At 59.1% G+C, this 18,552-nt stretch carries 19 protein-coding genes; 4 read left to right on the top strand and 15 right to left on the bottom strand.

The window, feature by feature from the left end:
- Positions 1-150: 150 nt before the first annotated feature.
- Both AUK77_RS17760 and AUK77_RS17755 read right to left on the bottom strand, forming a co-directional pair.
- Entirely contained in the window at positions 151-1,497 is a 1,347-nt protein-coding gene (locus tag AUK77_RS17760) for a tryptophan--tRNA ligase (protein ID WP_296132434.1), read from the bottom strand.
- Between the two features lie 40 nt (positions 1,498-1,537).
- On the bottom strand, positions 1,538-2,167 hold the full coding sequence (locus AUK77_RS17755; protein ID WP_296132431.1) for an alpha/beta fold hydrolase: 630 nt from the start codon (positions 2,165-2,167) through the stop codon (positions 1,538-1,540).
- A gap of 155 nt (positions 2,168-2,322) precedes the next feature.
- Here AUK77_RS17755 and AUK77_RS17750 point away from each other — a divergent pair, with 155 nt between their 5' ends.
- On the top strand, positions 2,323-2,760 hold the full coding sequence (locus AUK77_RS17750) for a DUF1043 family protein (RefSeq protein WP_296132428.1): 438 nt from the start codon (positions 2,323-2,325) through the stop codon (positions 2,758-2,760).
- Positions 2,761-3,103: 343 nt separating this feature from the next.
- On the opposite strand, the gene cysN is transcribed toward AUK77_RS17750, so the two are convergent.
- From cysN to AUK77_RS17735, 3 genes are all read right to left on the bottom strand, one after another.
- Complete coding sequence (cysN, locus tag AUK77_RS17745) at positions 3,104-5,005, bottom strand: sulfate adenylyltransferase subunit CysN (protein WP_296132426.1); 1,902 nt, start codon at positions 5,003-5,005, stop codon at positions 3,104-3,106.
- Position 5,006: 1 nt separating this feature from the next.
- A complete protein-coding gene (gene cysD, locus AUK77_RS17740) occupies positions 5,007-5,924 on the bottom strand; it encodes a sulfate adenylyltransferase subunit CysD (RefSeq protein ID WP_296132425.1) in 918 nt (305 codons plus the stop codon).
- Positions 5,925-6,065: 141 nt separating this feature from the next.
- Positions 6,066-6,824 carry a Nif3-like dinuclear metal center hexameric protein gene (locus AUK77_RS17735; protein ID WP_296132422.1) on the bottom strand — a complete coding sequence of 253 codons (759 nt, stop codon included), beginning with the start codon at positions 6,822-6,824 and terminating at the stop codon, positions 6,066-6,068.
- Positions 6,825-6,935: 111 nt separating this feature from the next.
- Between AUK77_RS17735 and algW the strand changes: the two genes are divergently transcribed.
- The 3 genes from algW to AUK77_RS17720 all read left to right on the top strand — a co-directional run bounded on the left by algW (position 6,936) and on the right by AUK77_RS17720 (position 10,280).
- Entirely contained in the window at positions 6,936-8,078 is a 1,143-nt protein-coding gene (gene algW, locus AUK77_RS17730) for a Do family serine endopeptidase AlgW (protein WP_296132421.1), read from the top strand.
- A gap of 280 nt (positions 8,079-8,358) precedes the next feature.
- Entirely contained in the window at positions 8,359-9,522 is a 1,164-nt protein-coding gene (locus AUK77_RS17725) for a heparan-alpha-glucosaminide N-acetyltransferase domain-containing protein (protein WP_296132418.1), read from the top strand.
- Positions 9,523-9,563: 41 nt separating this feature from the next.
- Positions 9,564-10,280, top strand: coding sequence for a DUF4198 domain-containing protein (locus AUK77_RS17720; protein ID WP_296132415.1), 717 nt, complete (start codon positions 9,564-9,566; stop codon positions 10,278-10,280).
- A gap of 109 nt (positions 10,281-10,389) precedes the next feature.
- Here AUK77_RS17720 and hisC read toward each other — a convergent pair whose 3' ends face one another.
- From hisC to AUK77_RS17670, 10 genes are all read right to left on the bottom strand, one after another.
- Positions 10,390-11,442, bottom strand: a complete 1,053-nt coding sequence (gene hisC, locus AUK77_RS17715; RefSeq protein WP_296132413.1) for a histidinol-phosphate transaminase — start codon at positions 11,440-11,442, stop codon at positions 10,390-10,392.
- 111 nt (positions 11,443-11,553) lie between these two features.
- Positions 11,554-12,864 carry a histidinol dehydrogenase gene (gene hisD / locus AUK77_RS17710; protein ID WP_296132410.1) on the bottom strand — a complete coding sequence of 437 codons (1,311 nt, stop codon included), beginning with the start codon at positions 12,862-12,864 and terminating at the stop codon, positions 11,554-11,556.
- Between the two features lie 171 nt (positions 12,865-13,035).
- Positions 13,036-13,671 carry an ATP phosphoribosyltransferase gene (gene hisG, locus AUK77_RS17705; protein ID WP_296132408.1) on the bottom strand — a complete coding sequence of 212 codons (636 nt, stop codon included), beginning with the start codon at positions 13,669-13,671 and terminating at the stop codon, positions 13,036-13,038.
- A 4-nt stretch (positions 13,672-13,675) separates the two neighbouring features.
- Complete coding sequence (murA, locus tag AUK77_RS17700) at positions 13,676-14,941, bottom strand: UDP-N-acetylglucosamine 1-carboxyvinyltransferase (protein ID WP_275961868.1); 1,266 nt, start codon at positions 14,939-14,941, stop codon at positions 13,676-13,678.
- A 12-nt stretch (positions 14,942-14,953) separates the two neighbouring features.
- Positions 14,954-15,193, bottom strand: a complete 240-nt coding sequence (locus AUK77_RS17695; protein ID WP_090255487.1) for a BolA family protein — start codon at positions 15,191-15,193, stop codon at positions 14,954-14,956.
- A 127-nt stretch (positions 15,194-15,320) separates the two neighbouring features.
- Positions 15,321-15,629: an STAS domain-containing protein gene (locus AUK77_RS17690; protein ID WP_296132405.1), complete on the bottom strand. Its 309-nt coding sequence runs from the start codon at positions 15,627-15,629 to the stop codon at positions 15,321-15,323.
- Entirely contained in the window at positions 15,626-16,258 is a 633-nt protein-coding gene (locus AUK77_RS17685) for an ABC transporter substrate-binding protein (protein WP_296132402.1), read from the bottom strand. Before AUK77_RS17685 ends, AUK77_RS17690 begins: the two co-directional genes overlap by 4 nt.
- Before the next feature lie 11 nt (positions 16,259-16,269).
- Positions 16,270-16,740 (bottom strand): outer membrane lipid asymmetry maintenance protein MlaD, encoded by a 471-nt coding sequence (mlaD, locus tag AUK77_RS17680; RefSeq protein ID WP_296132399.1) that lies wholly within the window; start codon positions 16,738-16,740, stop codon positions 16,270-16,272.
- A complete protein-coding gene (mlaE, locus tag AUK77_RS17675; RefSeq protein WP_296132396.1) occupies positions 16,740-17,537 on the bottom strand; it encodes a lipid asymmetry maintenance ABC transporter permease subunit MlaE in 798 nt (265 codons plus the stop codon). The genes mlaD and mlaE overlap by 1 nt, the downstream gene beginning before the upstream one ends.
- Positions 17,537-18,346 carry an ABC transporter ATP-binding protein gene (locus AUK77_RS17670; protein WP_296132394.1) on the bottom strand — a complete coding sequence of 270 codons (810 nt, stop codon included), beginning with the start codon at positions 18,344-18,346 and terminating at the stop codon, positions 17,537-17,539. The genes mlaE and AUK77_RS17670 overlap by 1 nt, the downstream gene beginning before the upstream one ends.
- Between the last annotated feature and the right edge of the window lie 206 nt (positions 18,347-18,552).

Genomic DNA, 18,552 nt, shown 5'->3' with positions numbered 1-18,552 from the left:
AATTCGTTAGCCGGGCAAGTAAAACGGGGGCGTCACTTTAGCGACGCCCCGGGGGATTGGCAATCGGGTAGGTTGGCGTTGAGCGCAGCGAAGCCCAACAAAAACGCAACGTTGGGCTTCGTCGCGTTGCTCCTCAACCCAACCTACACCTTAATCCTGAGGTGCCAGCGCCTCGCGCAAGCGCGTGATAGCGGCCTCACGCGCGTCGCCGTCGGCGAATGCCGGGCTTTGCGCCACGCACTCATCGTCCAGCCAAACCCCGAAAGCACCGTCCTGCTCGCGCACATCCAGCGCTTCGCCGGATTGCAGGCGCTTGTTGACCATGCCTGCTGCCTTGCCATCGGCAAACGACTTGGACAGCAGCAACTGCTCACCCGCGGCGTCCAGCAGGCGGAAACGGAAGCTGCCGTCTTCGTCACGGAAGCTGACGAAACGCGCGCTCTTGCCGGCTTTTTTCTTCTCGCCAGCGGTGTTGATGGCCTGACTGCGGAACGAGCGCAGGCCCACCGCTTCACGCAACTCACCGAGGAACGGCGTGGCGGTTTTACGCGCTTTGGCGGCACCGGCCAGCAGGATATCTTCCAGGTCAGCCGGCTTGCTGATCAAGGCGTTGTAACGCTCGCGAGCCTCGCCCAGCTGACTTTCCAGCAGCTGATACAGGCGATTCTTGGCCTCGCCCCAGGCCAAGCCACTTTCCAGTTCGGCGCGAAACTCAGCCTGTTGGGCGGGCGCGGCAAAGGCCTGATAAAGAGTGAACAGGTGCGAGCTATCGGCATCCTTGGCTTCACCCGGCAGCTTCGAGTCAGTGACGATACGTGCCACAGCGTCCTTGAGTTGCTTGGCAGTGCCGAACAGCGGGATGGTGTTGTGGTAGCTTTTGCTCATCTTGCGACCGTCGAGGCCGGGCAAGGTGGCCACGTCTTCTTCGATCACCGCTTCAGGCAGGGTGAACAACTCTTTACCGTTGCCAAACAAGTGGTTGAAGCGCTGGCCAATGTCGCGGGCCATTTCCACGTGTTGGATCTGGTCACGACCGACCGGCACTTTGTGTGCGTTGAACATCAGAATGTCGGCGGCCATCAGCACCGGGTAGCTGAACAAGCCCATGGTGATACCGGCATCCGGGTCTTCACCCTGCTCAACGTTCTTGTCCACCGAGGCCTTGTAGGCATGGGCGCGGTTGAGCAGGCCCTTGCCCGCGACGCAGGTGAGCAGCCAGCACAGCTCGGGGATCTCTGGAATATCCGACTGACGGTAGAAGGTGGCCTTGTCGGTATCCAAGCCCAGCGCCAGCCAGGTGGCGGCGATTTCCAGGCGTGAACGCTGGATACGCGCTGGGTCATCGCACTTGATCAGGGCGTGGTAATCGGCCAAAAAGTAGAACGAATCAGCATCCGCCGCACGGCTGGCAACGATGGCCGGGCGAATCGCGCCCGCGTAGTTGCCCAGGTGCGGCGTGCCGGTGGTGGTGATGCCGGTAAGGATACGAGTGGTCATAACGTTCGCTTATCTACTCAGGCGCTATTGGCCTGCGGGGTCAGAGACGCGGCAGCAGCAGATCTTTGAGGTCAGTAAGCTTGCCGTGAAAAAAGTGGCCGCATTCTGCCACTTTCAGCAGTTCATGGGCACGCCCAAGCGCCGCCGACCATTGATAGACCACCTGCGGATCAATCACTTCGTCGTCTTCGGGCTGGATCAGGATCAGCGGGCACTGGCCGGCCGCTGGCGTGTCATCCGTCAGGCGATGCACCGCCGGGGCCAGCATAAACAGCTTTTCGGGCGTTATACCCTGAGCTTCCAGACGCGCGCCCAAGGCCGCCGCGACAAAGCCTCCAAAGGAGAAGCCCAGCAAAGTCAGCGGCAGTGTCGGGTATTTTTCGCGCAGCCAATGAGCCACCGCCTCGGCGTCATCTACCTCGCCAATCGCCATGTCATGGCTGCCCGCACTCGCGCCCACGCCACGGTAGTTAAAGCGTAACGTGGCCAGGCCACTGTCACGGCAGGTGCGTTGCAGGGTGGACACCACCTTGTTGAGCATGGTGCCGCCCTGTATCGGATTGGGGTGGCAGATCAGCGCAACGCCACGGGCGTCGGGGGTATCCAGCCAGAGGGCTTCGAGTTGGCCGCAGGGGCCGGCAATCGTGATGGGGGTTTCGCGGGTGAGCAACAGGGAACTCCGTGACCTCGCAGTGGGTCGACTCGTCTAGCTGACAGCCTGCGCCGCACACACAAACACCGTAATCGTTTCGGCATTGCATTGCGGTATACAGCGCAGGTTCGAGCCGTTAACGTAAAGCAAAGCCGTTTAGAGAGGAAGGACTCGTGGAACAGACGCTCACCGCCTGGTTGCTACCCGCTATGACCCTGGTCGCTGGCATTGCCATTGGCTTCCTGATTGCCCGCCTAGCACCCAATGCAGCCCCCAACCGCACCCAGCGCCAACTGGATGACATGCAGGCGCGCTTTGATGCTTATCAAAGTGAAGTGGTCAGCCACTTCAACACCACAGCCAGCATGGTGAAAAAGCTCAACCAGAGTTATCAGGACGTGCAAGAACACCTATCTGAGGGTGCCAATCGCCTGGCCCTCGACGAGTTGACCCGTCAACGCCTACTGGCGGCCCTGCATACCGACGACGCCAGCGAAAAACGCGAACGTTTGACGCCACCGAAGAACAACGAAATGCCCAAGGACTACGCGCCGAAAAGTGCCGATGTGCCGGGCATGCTCGATGAAAGCTACGGTTTGAAGAACAAGTAATAATTTCCCGCCCCCAAAAGCCTCGGCCTAAACAGCCGGGGCTTTTTGTTGGCGTCGGGATTGTAGGAACAGCGGTGACGCCTAAGCCATGCCCGCGAAACAGCTATCGCGCCCATGGGCCGCTCCTACGGGCAAGAATCTGCTGCCAATAAAAAAGCCCCGCGAACTAGGCGGGGCTTTTTTATTGTGAAACAAGTCCGACTAGAACCTGCTTACGAGCTTGCGAGCTAGAGTCCTGCTAGGCAAAAACAGGCGAGGAAGCGGAGTGTACTTTTGTACATGAGCATTCCGAGCCTGTTTTTAACGCCGCAGGACCGACGCGCAGCTGATCGTAAACAGGGTCTTAAATCGCGCCACGCTCACGCAGCAAGGCCAACACCTGCTTGACGCCCTCTTCCACCGACAACGCCTGCGTGTCGATCACCAGATCGGCATTCAGCGGAATGTCGTACGGGAAGGACTCGCCCGGGATGTTGTCGCCACCGGCGGCATATAGGCCTTGCGGGTCACGTTCGGCGCAGACTTGCGGGGACGCTTGCACGTACACCGTGATCAAGCGCTCGGCACCGATCAGCGTCTTGGCCTGCTCGCGGCCTTCGGCATCCGGCGCAACAAAGGCAGCCAAGGTCAGCAAACCGGCTTCGTTGAACTGACGCGCAACATGTGCGGCGCGACGCCAGTTTTCGGTACGCCCGGCGCGATCTTGCGGCAAGCCTTTGTTCAGGTCGTGACGCAGGTTCTGCCCATCGAGCACATAGACCGCACGGCCCATATCAAACAGCTTGCGCTCAACGGCGTAGGCCAGGGTGCTCTTGCCCGCGCCGGACAGGCCGCTGAACAATACCGTCGCTGGCTGCTGACCAAAGCGCATCGCACGCTCTTCGGTCGACACATGCGCCAACTTACCGTGGTGCCCCGTTGTGCCCTGCGCGCTCACCGGCTCAGCGATGATCATGCCCGCACCGACCGTGCCGTTAGTCAGACGATCGATGACGATAAAGGAGCCGGTGGTGCGGTTGTGCGCGTAGCCGTCCAATGCAATCGGCGTATCTAGCGCAATGCGCACCTGACCGATTTCGTTGAGTTGCAGGCTGCTCGCCGCACCCTCTTCCAGAGTGTTCACATCCACCCGGTGAGTGATGCTGGCAATCGAACCCGGCACATAACTGGTCGCACGCTTGATGTCGTATTTCTTGCCCGGCAGCATCGGCTCTTCAGCCATCCACACCAGCATGGCGTCGAAGCTGTCGACCACCTGCGGGCGGCTGTCGGCATGCACCAGCATGTCGCCACGGGAGACGTCGATTTCATCTTCCAGGGTGATGGTAATTGCCTGACCAGGGCCAGCCTGCTCCAGCTCACCTTCAAAGGTGACGATGGATTTAACCTTGCTGCCTTTGCCCGATGGCAAAGCGATGATTTCATCGCCCTTGCGCACGATGCCACTGGCCAGGGTACCGGCGAAACCACGGAAGTTCAGGTTGGGACGGTTGACGTACTGCACCGGGAAACGCAGGTCGGTGAAGTTACGGTCACCGGCGACTTCCACGCTTTCAAGAATCTCCATCAGCGACTGGCCGGTGTACCAAGGCGACTGCTCGCTCTTGTTGACCACGTTATCGCCCTTCAGCGCCGACATCGGCACGAAATGCAGCGAGCTTGGTTTGAGCGCGATGCCTTCGGCGAACTTCAGGTAATCAGCCTTGATCTGCTCGAATACGCCTTGATCAAAACCCTTGAGGTCCATTTTATTAATGGCCACAACAATGTGTTTGATACCCAGCAGGCTGGCAATAAAGCTGTGGCGCTTGGTCTGGGTCTGCACGCCATAACGGGCGTCGATCAGGATGATCGCCAAGTCGCAGTTAGATGCGCCGGTGGCCATGTTGCGCGTGTACTGCTCATGGCCGGGGGTGTCGGCGATGATGAACTTGCGCTTGGCGGTGCTGAAATAGCGGTATGCCACATCGATGGTGATGCCTTGCTCACGCTCGGCCTGCAGGCCATCGACAAGCAGCGCCAGGTCGATGTCGTCACCGGTGGTGCCGACTTTCTTAGAGTCTTTGCTGATGGCGTCCAGATGGTCTTCGTAGATCATCTTGGTGTCGTGCAACAGACGACCAATCAAGGTGCTCTTACCGTCATCGACGTTGCCGCAGGTAAGGAAGCGCAGCAGCTCTTTACGCTCGTGCTGAGCCAGGTAAGCGAGGATGTCTTCGCTGATCAGATCGGATTGGTGCGACATCTTAAAAGTACCCCTGACGTTTTTTCTCTTCCATCGACCCAGCGGCATCGTGGTCGATCACGCGGCCCTGACGCTCGGACGTGCGGGTCAGCAGCATTTCTTGAATGATGTCGGTCAAGCTGGTGGCCGTGGACTCCACGGCGCCGGTCAGCGGATAGCAGCCAAGCGTGCGGAAGCGCACCATCTTTTTGGTGATGCTGGCTTTCTCTTCGTCCGAGAGGTGCTCAAGGATGCGCTCGTCGTCGATCATGATCAGCGTGCCGTTCTTCTCGATCACCTCGCGTTCAGCGGCGAAGTAAAGCGGTACGATCGGGATTTGCTCCAGATAGATGTACTGCCAGATGTCCAGCTCGGTCCAGTTGGACAGCGGGAAGACACGGATCGACTCGCCCTTTTTGACCTTGCCGTTGTAGACATTCCACAGCTCGGGGCGCTGGTTTTTCGGGTCCCAGCGGTGGTTGCTGTCGCGGAAGGAGTACACGCGCTCTTTGGCGCGGGACTTTTCTTCGTCACGGCGCGCGCCACCGAAGGCGGCATCAAAGCCGTATTGATTCAGCGCTTGCTTGAGCCCTTCGGTCTTCATTACGTCGGTGTGCTTGGCACTGCCGTACGTGAAGGGGTTCATGTTCTGCGCCACACCATCCGGGTTGATGTGAGTGATCAGGTCCAGGCCATACTCGTTGACCATTTTCTCGCGGAAGCGGTACATCTCCTGAAACTTCCAGCGGGTGTCGACATGCAGCACCGGGAACGGCAACTTGCCAGGAAAGAACGCCTTGCGTGCCAGGTGCAGCATCACGGCGGAGTCTTTACCAATGGAATAGAGCATTACCGGGTTGTCGAATTCGGCGGCCACTTCACGAATGATGTGGATACTTTCCGCCTCAAGCTGCTTCAGGTGGGTCAATTTATCGAGCATGGCTACTCACGGTTTTCGAGGTGTTTGGGCCGGCGGGCCGTGGACGAGGGCGCACTCTAGCACAGCCCCTTCTTCTAATCAGGAGAGCGGTTAGATCGAAAAGATCTAGCTTTATAGCCGCCGAATGGCAACTCACGGGCTTCAAATCGGGTTGGGACAATCAATAAACAGGTGTTCGATGGCAAACCGGCGCGCCAAGTAATTACCCAATGCCTGTACCCCATAACGTTCAGTGGCGTGATGCCCGGCGGCGATAAAGCTGATGGCGTTTTCCTGGGCGCTGTGGAAGGTTTGCTCCGAGGCCTCGCCGGTCAGGTACAGGTCGACGCCAGCCGCAATCGCCTGATCGATATAGCCCTGGCCGCCGCCGGTGCACCAGCCAACCCGGCGAATCATCTCTGCGCCTTCGACCAGCAGCGGCTCGCGCCCCAAGACCTGTTGCACATGGCGGGCGAAATCACGCGGGCTCATGGCCTGACTCAACGAACCAACCAAGCCGACGGTGCGCGGATTATCCGGCTCCAACGGGCCCTCAACGGTGATACCGAGTTGCGCAGCCAACTGCACGTTGTTACCCACCTCAGGGTGCACATCGAGCGGCAGGTGATAGGCCAGCAGGCTGATGTCGTTGGCCAGCAGGGTTTGCAGGCGGCGGCGTTTCATCCCGGTAATGCAGGGGTTTTCGCCTTTCCAGAAGTAACCGTGGTGCACCAGCAACACATCGGCTTCGGCCTCGACCGCCGCATCGACCAGCGCCTGGCTGGCCGTTACACCGCTGACAATCCGGCGCACCTGAGGCCGACCTTCAACCTGCAGGCCGTTGGGGCAGTAATCACTGATGCGCGCCGCATTGAGGTAGCGGTCGGCTTCTTCTACGAGGGTCGCCAGGGCAATGGCCATCGGTGTTTCCTTTTGGACGGTGGCAAGGCGCTGCTTTATTCGCAGCAGCCTCTCTATAATGATGAACCTTAAGGGGCGCACCTGCCCCTCGCAACCCTCAGGATTGGATCGATGTTCAAGGCCCTGCGTTTTTTCGGCTGGCCCCTGCTGGTAGGCGTGCTTCTGGCCTTGCTGATCATGCAGTACTTCCCGCAATGGGTCGGCCTGCCGGGGCAAGACGTGAACGTGCGTCTGGCACCGTTCTATACGCGCATGCAGGAAGGGCCGGTGTCCTATGCCGACGCGGTGAGTGTTGCCTCGCCAGCGGTGGCCAACCTGTACACCACCAAGTTCGTCAGTAAACCCGCGCATCCGTTGTTCGAAGACCCGCAGTTTCGAAAGTTCTTCGGCGACAACCTGCCACGTCAGCGGCGCATGGAATCGAGCTTGGGCTCGGCGGTAATCATGAGTCCCGAGGGTTATCTGCTGACCAACAACCACGTAGTCGCCGGTGCCGATCAGATCGTCGTGGCGCTCAAAGATGGTCGCGAAACCCTGGCGCGCATCATTGGCAGCGACCCGGAAACCGACCTCGCGGTACTCAAGATCGACCTGCCGGATCTGCCATTCATCATTCTCGGACGCTCGGACAATATCCGTATCGGTGACGTCAGCCTGGCCATCGGCAACCCATTCGGCGTTGGCCAGACGGTGACCATGGGCATCATCAGCGCCACCGGGCGCAACCAACTGGGCCTGAATACCTACGAGGACTTCATCCAGACCGACGCGGCGATCAATCCCGGCAATTCGGGCGGCGCACTGGTGGATGCCTACGGCAACCTAGTGGGCATCAATACGGCGATTTTCTCCAAGTCCGGCGGCTCGCAAGGCATCGGCTTTGCCATTCCGGTGAAGCTGGCGATGGAGGTCATGCAAGCCATTATCGAGCATGGCCAAGTGATACGCGGCTGGCTGGGCATTGAAGTGCAGCCCTTGACCCCGGAGCTGGCCGAATCGTTTGGCCTAGACGGACGCCCCGGCATCGTCGTGGCCGGCATTTATCGTGACGGCCCGGCGCAAAAGGCCGGGCTGCAACCGGGTGACTTAATCCTCACCATCGATGGCAAAGCCGCCGGCGACGGACGTCGTTCAATGAACCAAGTGGCCCGCACCCGACCCGGCGACACAATCAGCATCGACGTCCTGCGCAATGGCAAGCCACTGCAATTGACAGCCGAAATTGGCGTCAGACCAGCCGTCAACGGTAACTGATCAAGCCGCACCAGCCTTTTGCACCTGGGCGCGGCGGGCAAAGGTCGCCAGGAATGCCGACATAGGCGGCTTACGCGCGAGGGGTTGAACGTGACCGGCCCACATCAACAGCCCGCCCCGCAACGCAGCTGATAATGCCTCGCAACAATATTGATATGTTATTACATCAATGCCAGACTAGCCGCCGCACGCCCGGCCGCCGCATACGAAGCTCGCAAGAGCTGGCGCCCAGCGCACGCAAACCGTGCCGCGAAGCCCTTATCCCCTCAGTGAACACTCCATGCCCCTCAGCACCACTGCCCCGCCGCTCAGCGCTCGCTTGCAATCGATTGACGCCCTGCGCGGGCTGATCATCCTGTTGATGCTGCTCGACCATGTACGCGAAACCTTTTACCTGCACATGCAGGTACCGGACCCTATGCCGATCGAGACAACCGAGCCGGCCCTGTTCTTCAGCCGCAGCCTGGCGCACCTCTGTGCGCCGTTGTTTATCTTCCTCAGCGGGTTGTCGGCCTTTCTTTACGGTCAAAAGCAGCAAAGCAAAGCCGATGTCGCGCGTTTTTTGTGCACACGTGGGCTGTTTCTGGTGGCGCTGGAGTTCACCCTGGTTAACTTCGCTTGGACCTTCGAGTTCCCGCCCAGCGTGATTTACCTGCAGGTGATCTGGGCCATCGGCTTGAGCATGCTGGCGCTGTCAGTCTTGATCTGGCTGCCGCGCGCGCTGCTGGTGGCGCTTGGCCTGTTGATCATCGGCGGCCATAACCTGTTGGACTCACTGAGCTTCGCCAAGGAATCGTTCTGGCATATTCCCTGGGCTGTTCTGCATGACCGGGGCTGGATCGAATTGTCGGAGTCGCTGCGCTTGCGCACGTCGTACCCGGTTTTACCCTGGATCGGTGTCATCGCCTTGGGCTATGCCGCCGGGCCGTGGTTTACCCACGCCACATCAGCGACCCAGCGCCGCCGCTATTTGTTGCGCAGCGGCCTGCTAGCGCTGGGCCTGTTCATGCTGCTGCGTCTGCTGAACGGCTATGGCGAGCAACCTTGGCAGCCGTATGACAGCACCCTGTTGACCCTGATGAGCGTGCTCAACATCACCAAATACCCGCCCTCGCTGCTGTTTTTGGCGCTCACCCTCGGCCTGGGTTTGCTGATATTGCGCAGCCTGGAGCGCGTCCAGGCACGGGCGTGGGTTCGCCCATTGATAGCCTTCGGCGGCGCACCGATGTTCTTTTATCTACTGCATTTGTATGTACTCAAGCTGCTGTATCTGGCGGCAGTGGCTATCTGGGGGCTGAATCAAGGTGCGTTCTTTGGCTTTGATCAGTTCGCGTGGGTATGGCTGTGCACCGCTCTATTGGCCGTGGCGCTGTATCCCGCCACACGCTGGTTCGCTGCGCTGAAAGTACGCCGCCGCGACCTCACCTGGCTCAAATACTTTTGACCATTTACCACTCTGCCAACTCGCCCTTACAAGGAAGCCTTATGGCACGCACCGCGCTCTTACTCGCCAGCTTGTTGTTTACCGCTCAGGCCAGCGCCCACGGGCTATGGCTGGAGGAACGCCGAGGCAATATCGAAGCGGTTTACGGGCATGGCGCGGAGGACAAAGCTTTCAAGGCCGATAAAATCAGCGGTGCCTGGGCCTATGACCGCAACGGCAAGATGATCCCCGTGACCGTTGCGCGCCTGCCCGACCACGCCCGCCTGCAACCGCTCAAACCCGCCGCTGTGGTGGGCGTAGCACTGGATAACGGCGCATGGTCGCTCACCCCGGATAAGCAATGGATTAACGCCGGGCGCAGCCAAGTACCGAATTCAACCCAATCGCTGCACACCTTTAAATACAGCCTGGCGATCTATCAGCACGGGGCCAAGCTGCCGGCATTGGATCAGCTGAAAATGCTTATCTTGCCCGAAGTTGACCCACTCACCGTCGGCCCCGGCAAGCCATTGCCAGTTCGAGTGCTGGTGGACGGCAAACCAGTTGCCGGGGTGGCGCTGACTGGCGACTACCGTGGCGCGCCGCACCACGTCAGCGCCACCACCGATGCCAACGGCCGCGCTCAGGTTATGGTGCGCAACCAAGGGCTGAACATCATCAGCGCCTCCATCGACCTGCCGGTTAAGGGCGACAAAGACATCGAGACGCGCGGCCTGTTTACCTCGCTGACCTTTCTCGGCCAGGCGCACCACGAGTAACACGCAGGCAATAAAAAGCCAGCGCTGCTGACGCGGCGCTGGCTTTTACGTGACCCGGATGCAATCCCGAGCAGAGAGCGACGTTCCCGGATTGCATCCGGGCTACACGCTACAGGTCTTGCAACGCATCCAGCAACGCCTGATTCTGCTCAGGCGTGCCGATGGTGATACGCAGGAACTGAGCGATGCGCTGTTGCTTGAAGTGCCGCACGATCACGCCCTGCTCACGCAAACCGGCGGCCAGCGTCGCGGCATCTTTGCCGGGGTGGCGAGCGAAAACAAAGTTCGCAGCCGACGGCAACACCTCAAAGCCTAAGGTCTCCAGCCCAGCCACCACGGCGTCGCGGCTGTCGATCACGCGCTGGCAGGTTTGCTCGAAGTAGGCCTTATCCTCAAACGCCGCCGCCGCACCGGCAATCGCCATACGGTCCAACGGGTAGGAGTTGAAGCTGTTCTTGATGCGCTCCAGCGCCTCAATCAAGTCCGGATGGCCGACCGCAATACCGACCCGCAGCCCCGCCAAGGAGCGCGATTTGGATAGGGTCTGGCTGACCAGCAGGTTCGGGTATTTGTCCACCAGACTGATCGCCGTCTCGCCGCCGAAATCGATATAAGCCTCATCGACCAGCACAACGCTATCCGGGTTGGCCTTGAGCAAACGTTCAATCGCATCCAGCGCCAGCGCGCAACCAGTAGGCGCGTTGGGATTGGGGAAGATGATACCGCCATTGGGCCGCGCATAGTCCTCAACACGAATCTGGAACTGCTCATCCAACGGCACCTGTACGAAGTCGATGCCATACAGCCCGCAGTAAACCGGATAAAAGCTGTAGCTGATATCCGGGAATAACAGCGGCTGGCTTTGCTGGAACAGGCCGTGGAAGGCATGTGCCAGCACCTCATCGGAACCGTTGCCGACAAACACCTGAGCCGTCTGCACGCCGTAATAATCGGCCACTGCTTGCTTTAAGCGGTCGCTATTGGGGTCCGGATACAGGCGCAGGTTGTCATTCACCTCGGCCTGCATGGCAGCAATCGCCTTAGGCGAAGGGCCGTAGGGGTTCTCGTTGGTGTTGAGCTTGACCAGCTTGGCCAGTTTCGGCTGCTCGCCCGGTACATAAGGCACCAGGTCTTTGACGAAGGGGCTCCAGAATTTGCTCATCTGCCCTTCTCTCCTCGAATTCTTCGGTTTGTGTAGGGTGAAATCCGCGAAGCGTTTTTCACCGGACAAGGCGGTGGACACGCAAAGCGTTGTCCACCCTACAAACAGCCATCAGGGCTTGATGCGGTACTCGGCGCTGCGGGCGTGAGCGGTCAGCGACTCGCCACGGGCCAGCACGCTGGCGACCTTGCCCAATTCCGATGCGCCCTCGGCCGAACAATGGATGATCGACGAGCGTTTCTGGAAGTCATACACCCCCAGCGGCGAGGAATAGCGCGCGGTGCCGGAGGTCGGCAGTACGTGGTTAGGGCCTGCGCAATAGTCGCCGAGCGCCTCGGCAGTGTAACGGCCCATAAAAATCGCGCCCGCATGACGGATCAGCGGCAGGTACTCATCGGGGTTTGCCACCGACAATTCCAAGTGCTCTGGGGCAATACGGTTAGCCACTTCAATCGCTTGGGCCATATCGGCTACTTGAATCAATGCACCGCGACCTTCCAGGGAGGTGCGTGCAATCGTCTCGCGCTCCAAGGTTGGCAGCAGTTTGGCGATGCTTTCGGCCACGCGATCAAGGAAGGCGGCATCCGGGCTGACCAGAATCGACTGCGCGTCTTCGTCGTGCTCGGCCTGAGAGAACAGGTCCATGGCGATCCAGTCAGGGTCGGTCTGGCCGTCACACACCACGAGAATCTCCGACGGCCCGGCGATCATGTCGATGCCGACCTTGCCGAACACGTGCCGCTTGGCGGTGGCGACATAGATGTTGCCCGGACCAACGATCTTGTCCACCGGCGGCACGCTTTCGGTGCCATAGGCCAGTGCGGCAACGGCCTGCGCGCCACCGATGGTGAATACACGGTCAACCCCGGCAATACAGGCCGCAGCCAGCACCAGTTCGTTGATTTCGCCACGCGGTGTCGGCACCACCATCACCACTTCCGGCACACCGGCAACCTTGGCTGGGATGGCGTTCATCAACACCGAGGATGGGTACGAGGCTTTGCCACCCGGCACATACAAACCCGCGCGATCCAGCGGCGTGACCTTCTGCCCCAGCACCGTGCCATCGGCTTCGGTGTAGGTCCAGGAGTCCTGTTTCTGCCGCTCGTGATAACTGCGCACGCGCTCGGCGGCCGTTTCCAGGGCGCTGCGTTGCTCAGGGGTGATACGAGTCAACGCGAGCTCGAGACGCTCACGGGGCAGAATCAAATCGGCCATGCTGACGACGTCGAGGCCATCGAACTGCTTGGTAAATTCGACCAGGGCAGCGTCGCCACGCTCGCGCACGGCTTTGATGATATCCAGCACACGCTGATTGACCGCATCGTCCGAGACACTTTCCCAGCTCAGCAGATGATCCAGATGCTGGGCAAAGTCCTGGTCAGCGGCATTGAGTCGGCGGATAGCGATAGGAGCGGTCATAGCGGGCCTCTTAAATTGGCAAATGCTCAAGCGCCCGTAGAGTACCAACCGCTCCGCGCGGGCACCTGAGAATTTTGGCTATAACGCGGATAGGGCCGGGAATATGCTCCTGCGATTCCGGCATTTCCGCCGTCCTTGGCGGTCACGCGGCGAATTGCCGCATGGCAGGGGTTAGCGAGGGTGTCGCGCTTCAACCGCAGCGCGCAGGGTGTCGATCAACGCTTGAATGCGCGCGTGCTGCATTTTCATCGACGCTTTGTTAACCACCAGACGCGAGCTGATGTGGGCAATCAATTCTTGAGCTTCCAGGCCATTGGCGCGCAGGGTGTTGCCAGTGTCGACCACATCAATAATCTTGTCGGCCAGCCCCACCAGCGGTGCCAGCTCCATCGAGCCATACAGCTTGATGATGTCGACCTGGCGACCCTGTTCGGCGTAATAGCGCTTTGCAACGTTGACGAACTTGGTGGCCACGCGCAGTCGGCCCTTGGGTTCAGGCGCGCCGACAGCACCGGCGGTCATCAGCTTGCAGCGGGCAATGCGCAGGTCCAGCGGCTCATACAGGCCCTGACCGCCGTACTCCATCAGCACATCTTTACCCGCCACGCCAAGATCAGCCGCGCCATGCTCGACATAGGTCGGCACGTCGGTGGCACGCACGATCAACAACCGCACATCGTCCAGCGTGGTGGGGATAATCAGCTTGCGGCTTTTATCCGGATTTTCGGTCGGCTCGATCCCCGCCGCCGCCAGCAGCGGCAGGGTGTCATCGAGAATCCGGCCTTTGGAAAGGGCAATGGTCAGCATGGCATTAACCCGGCACGCGGCGGATTTTGGCGCCGAGCAACTGCAGTTTTTCCTCGATGCACTCGTACCCACGGTCGATGTGGTAGATGCGATCGATCAGCGTGTCACCTTCGGCAACAAGGGCGGAGATCACTAGGCTGGCGGAAGCGCGCAGGTCGGTGGCCATAACCGGCGCACCTTTGAGCGTTTCAACGCCAGTGACGATGGCAGTGTTGCCTTCGACCTGGATCTGCGCACCCATGCGGATCATTTCGTGCACGTGCATAAAGCGGTTCTCGAATACGGTTTCGATCACCGTACCGGTGCCTTCGGCAATCGCATTGAGGGCGATAAACTGCGCCTGCATGTCCGTTGGGAACGCCGGGTATGGCGCAGTACGCAGGTTCACGGCTTTCGGCCGTTTGCCGTGCATGTTCAGCTCAATCCAGTCATTGCCACAGGTGATCTCTGCACCGGCTTCCTGCAGTTTGGACAACACCGCTTCAAGCGTGGTTGGATCGGTATCCTTAACCTTGACTCGGCCGCCTGTAACAGCAGCAGCCACCAGATAGGTACCGGTTTCGATACGGTCTGGCATCACGCTGAAGCGCGCGCCGTGCAGGCGCTCAACGCCATCGATGGTGATGGTGTCGGTGCCGGCACCGCTGATTTTCGCGCCCATGGCGATCAGGCAGTTGGCCAAGTCAACCACTTCCGGCTCGCGCGCGGCGTTTTCCAGCACGCTGCGACCTTTGGCCAGAGTCGCCGCCATCATGATGTTTTCAGTACCGGTCACACTGACGGTATCGAAGAAAAAGTGCGCGCCACGCAGACCACCTTCTGGTGCCTTGGCCTTGATATAGCCGGCTTCGACATCAATGATCGCGCCCATGGCTTCGAGGCCGCGGATGTGCAGATCAACCGGACGCGAACCGATGGCGCAGCCGCCCGGCAGGGCCACTTCGGCATAACCGAAGCGCGCCACCATCGGACCAAGCACCAGGATCGAGGCGCGCATGGTTTTCACCAGCTCGTAAGGCGCCACCAGGGTTTTGATAGCACGCGCATCGACTTCCACACTGAGCTTCTCGTCGATGATCGGCTCAATACCCATGCGACCGAACAGCTCGATCATGGTGGTGATGTCGTGCAGATGCGGCAGGTTGCAGATGGTTACGGGCGCGTCGCCCAGCAGGGTGGCGGCGAGAATCGGCAGGGCAGAGTTCTTCGCCCCGGAAATGCGGATTTCGCCATCGAGGCGCACACCGCCGGTAATAATCAGTTTGTCCATGATTCTCTCGGTTTAGGAGCGCGCAGCCCAATCGGCACGGCTGAAGAATTTCATACTCACGGCGTGGATGCTGCCATCGGCAATCCAGGCATTGAGGTGAGCGTAAATCTGTTGCTGGCGCTTGACTGGGCTTAGAGCGGCCAGTTCATCGCTGATCAGGTTCAGCTGGAAGTTGCAGCCTTCGCCTTCGACTTCCACCTGGGTATCCGGCAATTTAGCCTCTAGGAGACTTTTTACTTCTAAGGCTTGCATGCTCAACCTCGATCAATGCATGAATTAACGACAGCCGAGCAGACGCTCGCGGGCCGAGCATCATACAAAAAAGCCCCTCGCCTGCGAACCCCGCATTATGCCAAGGGACCGACGCGCGCGATGGCACTCAGGCCTGCTGGGGCAAAATTTCCAGCAAACCGCAAACATTGGCGATTTCGCGCATGTCGTTGGGCAAGCCTTTGATGCTGAACGCTTTGCCGGCGGCCGCGGCATCACGCATAAATGCCAAGAGCAAGGACACACCGACGCTGCTGGATTTCACCACACCGGTACAGTCAATCACGCAGGTCGCAGCAGACGCCCCCTTGATCAAGCGCGCCCCCTGCTCACGCAGAGCAGGCGCACTGCTGTAATCCAGCACACCGGCCAACGTAATCAGACCCGGCGACAACTCGCTGATGCTGGCCTGACTCACGATGCACTAGACCCTTGACGCGCCTTGGCTACCGTATCGGTCCAGTTGTTGATGACCTTGTCTAGATCATTCTGGTTTTCCTGCATGGCTTGGGCAAACTGGTCACGGAACAGCTTGCCGATGTTGATGCCATTGATCACCACATTACGCATCTTCCATGTGCCGTCTTGGCTGACCATGGTGTAAGACAACGGATAGACAGCCCCATTGCCATCACGAATTTCCATATTCACCGAGGCGCGCTGTGGGTCTTGCTGGCCGGTTGCCGGCAATACCCGAATATCCTGATTGTTGTATTCCAGCAAAGCGTTGCCGTAAAACTGCATCAGGCTGCGCTTGAAGTTTTCCTGGAAGCGCTGCATTTGCTCAGGCGACGCCTGACGCGAGTAGCGCACGGTCATTACGCCGCGCGAGATGCCGTCAACATCCACCACTGGACCGAGAATACTGTTGAGGGCGTCATAGAACGCGCCGGGGTCTGTGCGGTATTGCTCTTTATTCGCTTTAAGGTCGGCCAACAGGTTCGTCGTCGTCTCCTGCACCACCTCATGAGCTGCGGGTGCAGCCAACACCGGCAAAGAAAACGCTGCCAGGCAGATCAACAGACCGTTTCGTAGCGTTTTGAACATGGTAATTACCTCTACTGATTAGCCTGATCTTTGTTAACCGAATTGAGCAAAAACTTGCCAATCAGATCTTCCAGCACGAGCGATGACTGGGTGTCATGAATGATGCCGCCCTCGCCCAACACTTCTTCTTCACCACCGACGCTGATGCCAATGTATTTCTCGCCCAGCAGGCCAGCAGTGAGAATCGATGCGGTTGAGTCAGCCGGCAGGTTATTCACCGCCTCATCGAGTTGCATGGTCACGCGCCCCATGTAGCTGTCACGATCCAGATCAATGGCGGTGACCTTACCGATCGTCACTCCAGCCATGGTGACTTTAGATCGCACCGTCAAACCGGCGATGTTGTCAAAGTTTGCATAGACCTTGTAGGTGTTATCAGACCCTACCGTCAGGCCACTGACGCGCAAGGCCAGTAACAAGAATGCCAATAATCCTGCCAACAAGAACAAGCCGACACCCACTTCCAGCGTGCGGTTTTGCATCAGAAATCTCCAAACATCAATGCAGTCAGAATAAAGTCCAGCCCCAACACGGCGAGCGAGGCGTACACCACGGTCTTGGTGGTGGCCCGGCTAATTCCTTCCGAAGTCGGCTCACAGTCATAACCCTGAAAGACGGCAATCCAAGTCACGACAAAAGCAAAAACAATGCTTTTGATCACGCCGTTGAGCACGTCCTCGCGAAAGGAAACGCTGTTTTGCATATTGGCCCAGAACGAGCCTTCATAAACGCCCAGCCAGTCAATCGCGACCATGGCGCCCCCCCAAATACCGACCACACTGAAGATTATGGCCAGCAGCGGCATCGAGATAAAACCCGCCCATAGACGCGGGGCCACGATGTATTTGAGCGGATCGACACCAATCATTGCCAGGCTAGACAGCTGCTCAGTGGATTTCATATTGCCGATTTCGGCGGTTAACGCCGACCCGGCGCGCCCGGCAAACAGCAGGGCCGTCACCACAGGGCCAAGCTCACGCAGCAGGGTCAGGGCCACCATCTGCCCGACGGCCTGCTCAGAGCCATACTGAGCGAGGATGCTAAAGCCCTGCAACGACAGCACCATGCCGATAAACACACCCGACACCACAATGATCGCCAGGGACATAACGCCCACGGAATGCAGCTGTTTAACCAGTAACTGAAAGCCATTGCCGGTGGAGCTGCGACCAAACAGGGCGCGCACCAAGAAGATCACCGAGCGCCCCAGCGTACCCAACACATCAATCCCGGCGCGCCCGAACAGGCGCACCCGTTCGAGCACAGATGTTTTGCGCATCAGCGCCCCCTCAGCAAATCATCGCGGTAATTGTCCGCCGGAAAGTGAAACGGTACAGGCCCATCGGGCGTGCCCTGCATAAATTGACGAATGCGTGGATTATCCGAATCCATCAATTCTGCCGGTGTCCCCTGACCCAACACCTGAGTGTCACCGACAACATAGAGGTAGTCGGCAATGCTGGCGGTTTCAGCCAAATCATGCGAAACCACGATGCTGGTAATACCCAGTGCGTCGTTGAGCAGGCGAATCAAACGCACCAAAACGCCCATGGCGATTGGGTCCTGACCGACAAAGGGTTCGTCATACATCAATATCTGCGGGTCCAGGGCGATCGCGCGAGCCAGCGCCACACGACGCTTCATGCCGCCGGATAACTCATCAGGCATTAGCTCCACGGCACCCCGCAACCCTACGGCCTGCAGCTTCATCAGTACGATGTCGCGAATCATCTCTTCGGGCAATTGGGTGTGAACGCGCAGCGGAAAGGCAACGTTCTCAAACACGTCCAGATCGGTGAACAACGCGCCGCTCTGAAACAGCACACCCATCTGTTTGCGCATATCGAACAACTCGCCACGCGAGAGGCTGGGCAGGTTCACACCGTTAACCCTCACCTCACCCTGACTTGGCATCAACTCCGCAGCAATCAGGCGCAGCAGTGTGGTTTTGCCGCAGCCGGACGGCCCCATAATCCCCGTAACCTTGCCGCGGGGGATGTGGATATCGACATTTTTAAAAATATCCCGCTCGCCACGCTTAAAGCTCACGCCTTTTAGCTCAACTGCATACGGGCTCTCGGCGCTCATCTGGACTCCTTGCTTGACGCGTGCCTGACTGACGTAGCTTCCCGGGCAAAGGGCACTACAAATCGAGTCGAACGTACCGAAAATGGCCGCGAACTATACCACCACCCCCCCTGAATTCATAGAATAAGTGCAACGCTTGAAACGATAGGCAGAGGGCCAGCCACCGGTAGAATCCAGGCTCTCACACCAAAGGATTCAAGCGCAGA

Source organism: Pseudomonas sp. Ga0074129 (genome assembly GCA_001465025.1).
Taxonomy (GTDB): domain Bacteria; phylum Pseudomonadota; class Gammaproteobacteria; order Pseudomonadales; family Pseudomonadaceae; genus Aquipseudomonas.
This window is presented reverse-complemented; position numbering and strand designations above follow the sequence as displayed.

What these genes read in the sequence shown, in the direction of transcription:
- AUK77_RS17720 (WP_296132415.1), top strand. Translation starts at nt 9,564, where the DNA reads ATGGCACGCACCGCGCTCTTACTCGCCAGCTTGTTGTTTACCGCTCAG.
- AUK77_RS17735 (WP_296132422.1), bottom strand. Translation starts at nt 6,824, where the DNA reads ATGGCCATTGCCCTGGCGACCCTCGTAGAAGAAGCCGACCGCTACCTC.
- cysD (WP_296132425.1), bottom strand. Translation starts at nt 5,924, where the DNA reads ATGCTCGATAAATTGACCCACCTGAAGCAGCTTGAGGCGGAAAGTATC.
- AUK77_RS17695 (WP_090255487.1), bottom strand. Translation starts at nt 15,193, where the DNA reads ATGCAAGCCTTAGAAGTAAAAAGTCTCCTAGAGGCTAAATTGCCGGAT.
- hisD (WP_296132410.1), bottom strand. Translation starts at nt 12,864, where the DNA reads ATGACCGCTCCTATCGCTATCCGCCGACTCAATGCCGCTGACCAGGAC.
- mlaD (WP_296132399.1), bottom strand. Translation starts at nt 16,740, where the DNA reads ATGCAAAACCGCACGCTGGAAGTGGGTGTCGGCTTGTTCTTGTTGGCA.
- algW (WP_296132421.1), top strand. Translation starts at nt 6,936, where the DNA reads ATGTTCAAGGCCCTGCGTTTTTTCGGCTGGCCCCTGCTGGTAGGCGTG.
- AUK77_RS17725 (WP_296132418.1), top strand. Translation starts at nt 8,359, where the DNA reads ATGCCCCTCAGCACCACTGCCCCGCCGCTCAGCGCTCGCTTGCAATCG.
- AUK77_RS17760 (WP_296132434.1), bottom strand. Translation starts at nt 1,497, where the DNA reads ATGACCACTCGTATCCTTACCGGCATCACCACCACCGGCACGCCGCAC.
- AUK77_RS17685 (WP_296132402.1), bottom strand. Translation starts at nt 16,258, where the DNA reads ATGTTCAAAACGCTACGAAACGGTCTGTTGATCTGCCTGGCAGCGTTT.
- hisG (WP_296132408.1), bottom strand. Translation starts at nt 13,671, where the DNA reads ATGCTGACCATTGCCCTTTCCAAAGGCCGGATTCTCGATGACACCCTG.
- mlaE (WP_296132396.1), bottom strand. Translation starts at nt 17,537, where the DNA reads ATGCGCAAAACATCTGTGCTCGAACGGGTGCGCCTGTTCGGGCGCGCC.
- murA (WP_275961868.1), bottom strand. Translation starts at nt 14,941, where the DNA reads ATGGACAAACTGATTATTACCGGCGGTGTGCGCCTCGATGGCGAAATC.
- AUK77_RS17670 (WP_296132394.1), bottom strand. Translation starts at nt 18,346, where the DNA reads ATGAGCGCCGAGAGCCCGTATGCAGTTGAGCTAAAAGGCGTGAGCTTT.
- cysN (WP_296132426.1), bottom strand. Translation starts at nt 5,005, where the DNA reads ATGTCGCACCAATCCGATCTGATCAGCGAAGACATCCTCGCTTACCTG.
- hisC (WP_296132413.1), bottom strand. Translation starts at nt 11,442, where the DNA reads ATGAGCAAATTCTGGAGCCCCTTCGTCAAAGACCTGGTGCCTTATGTA.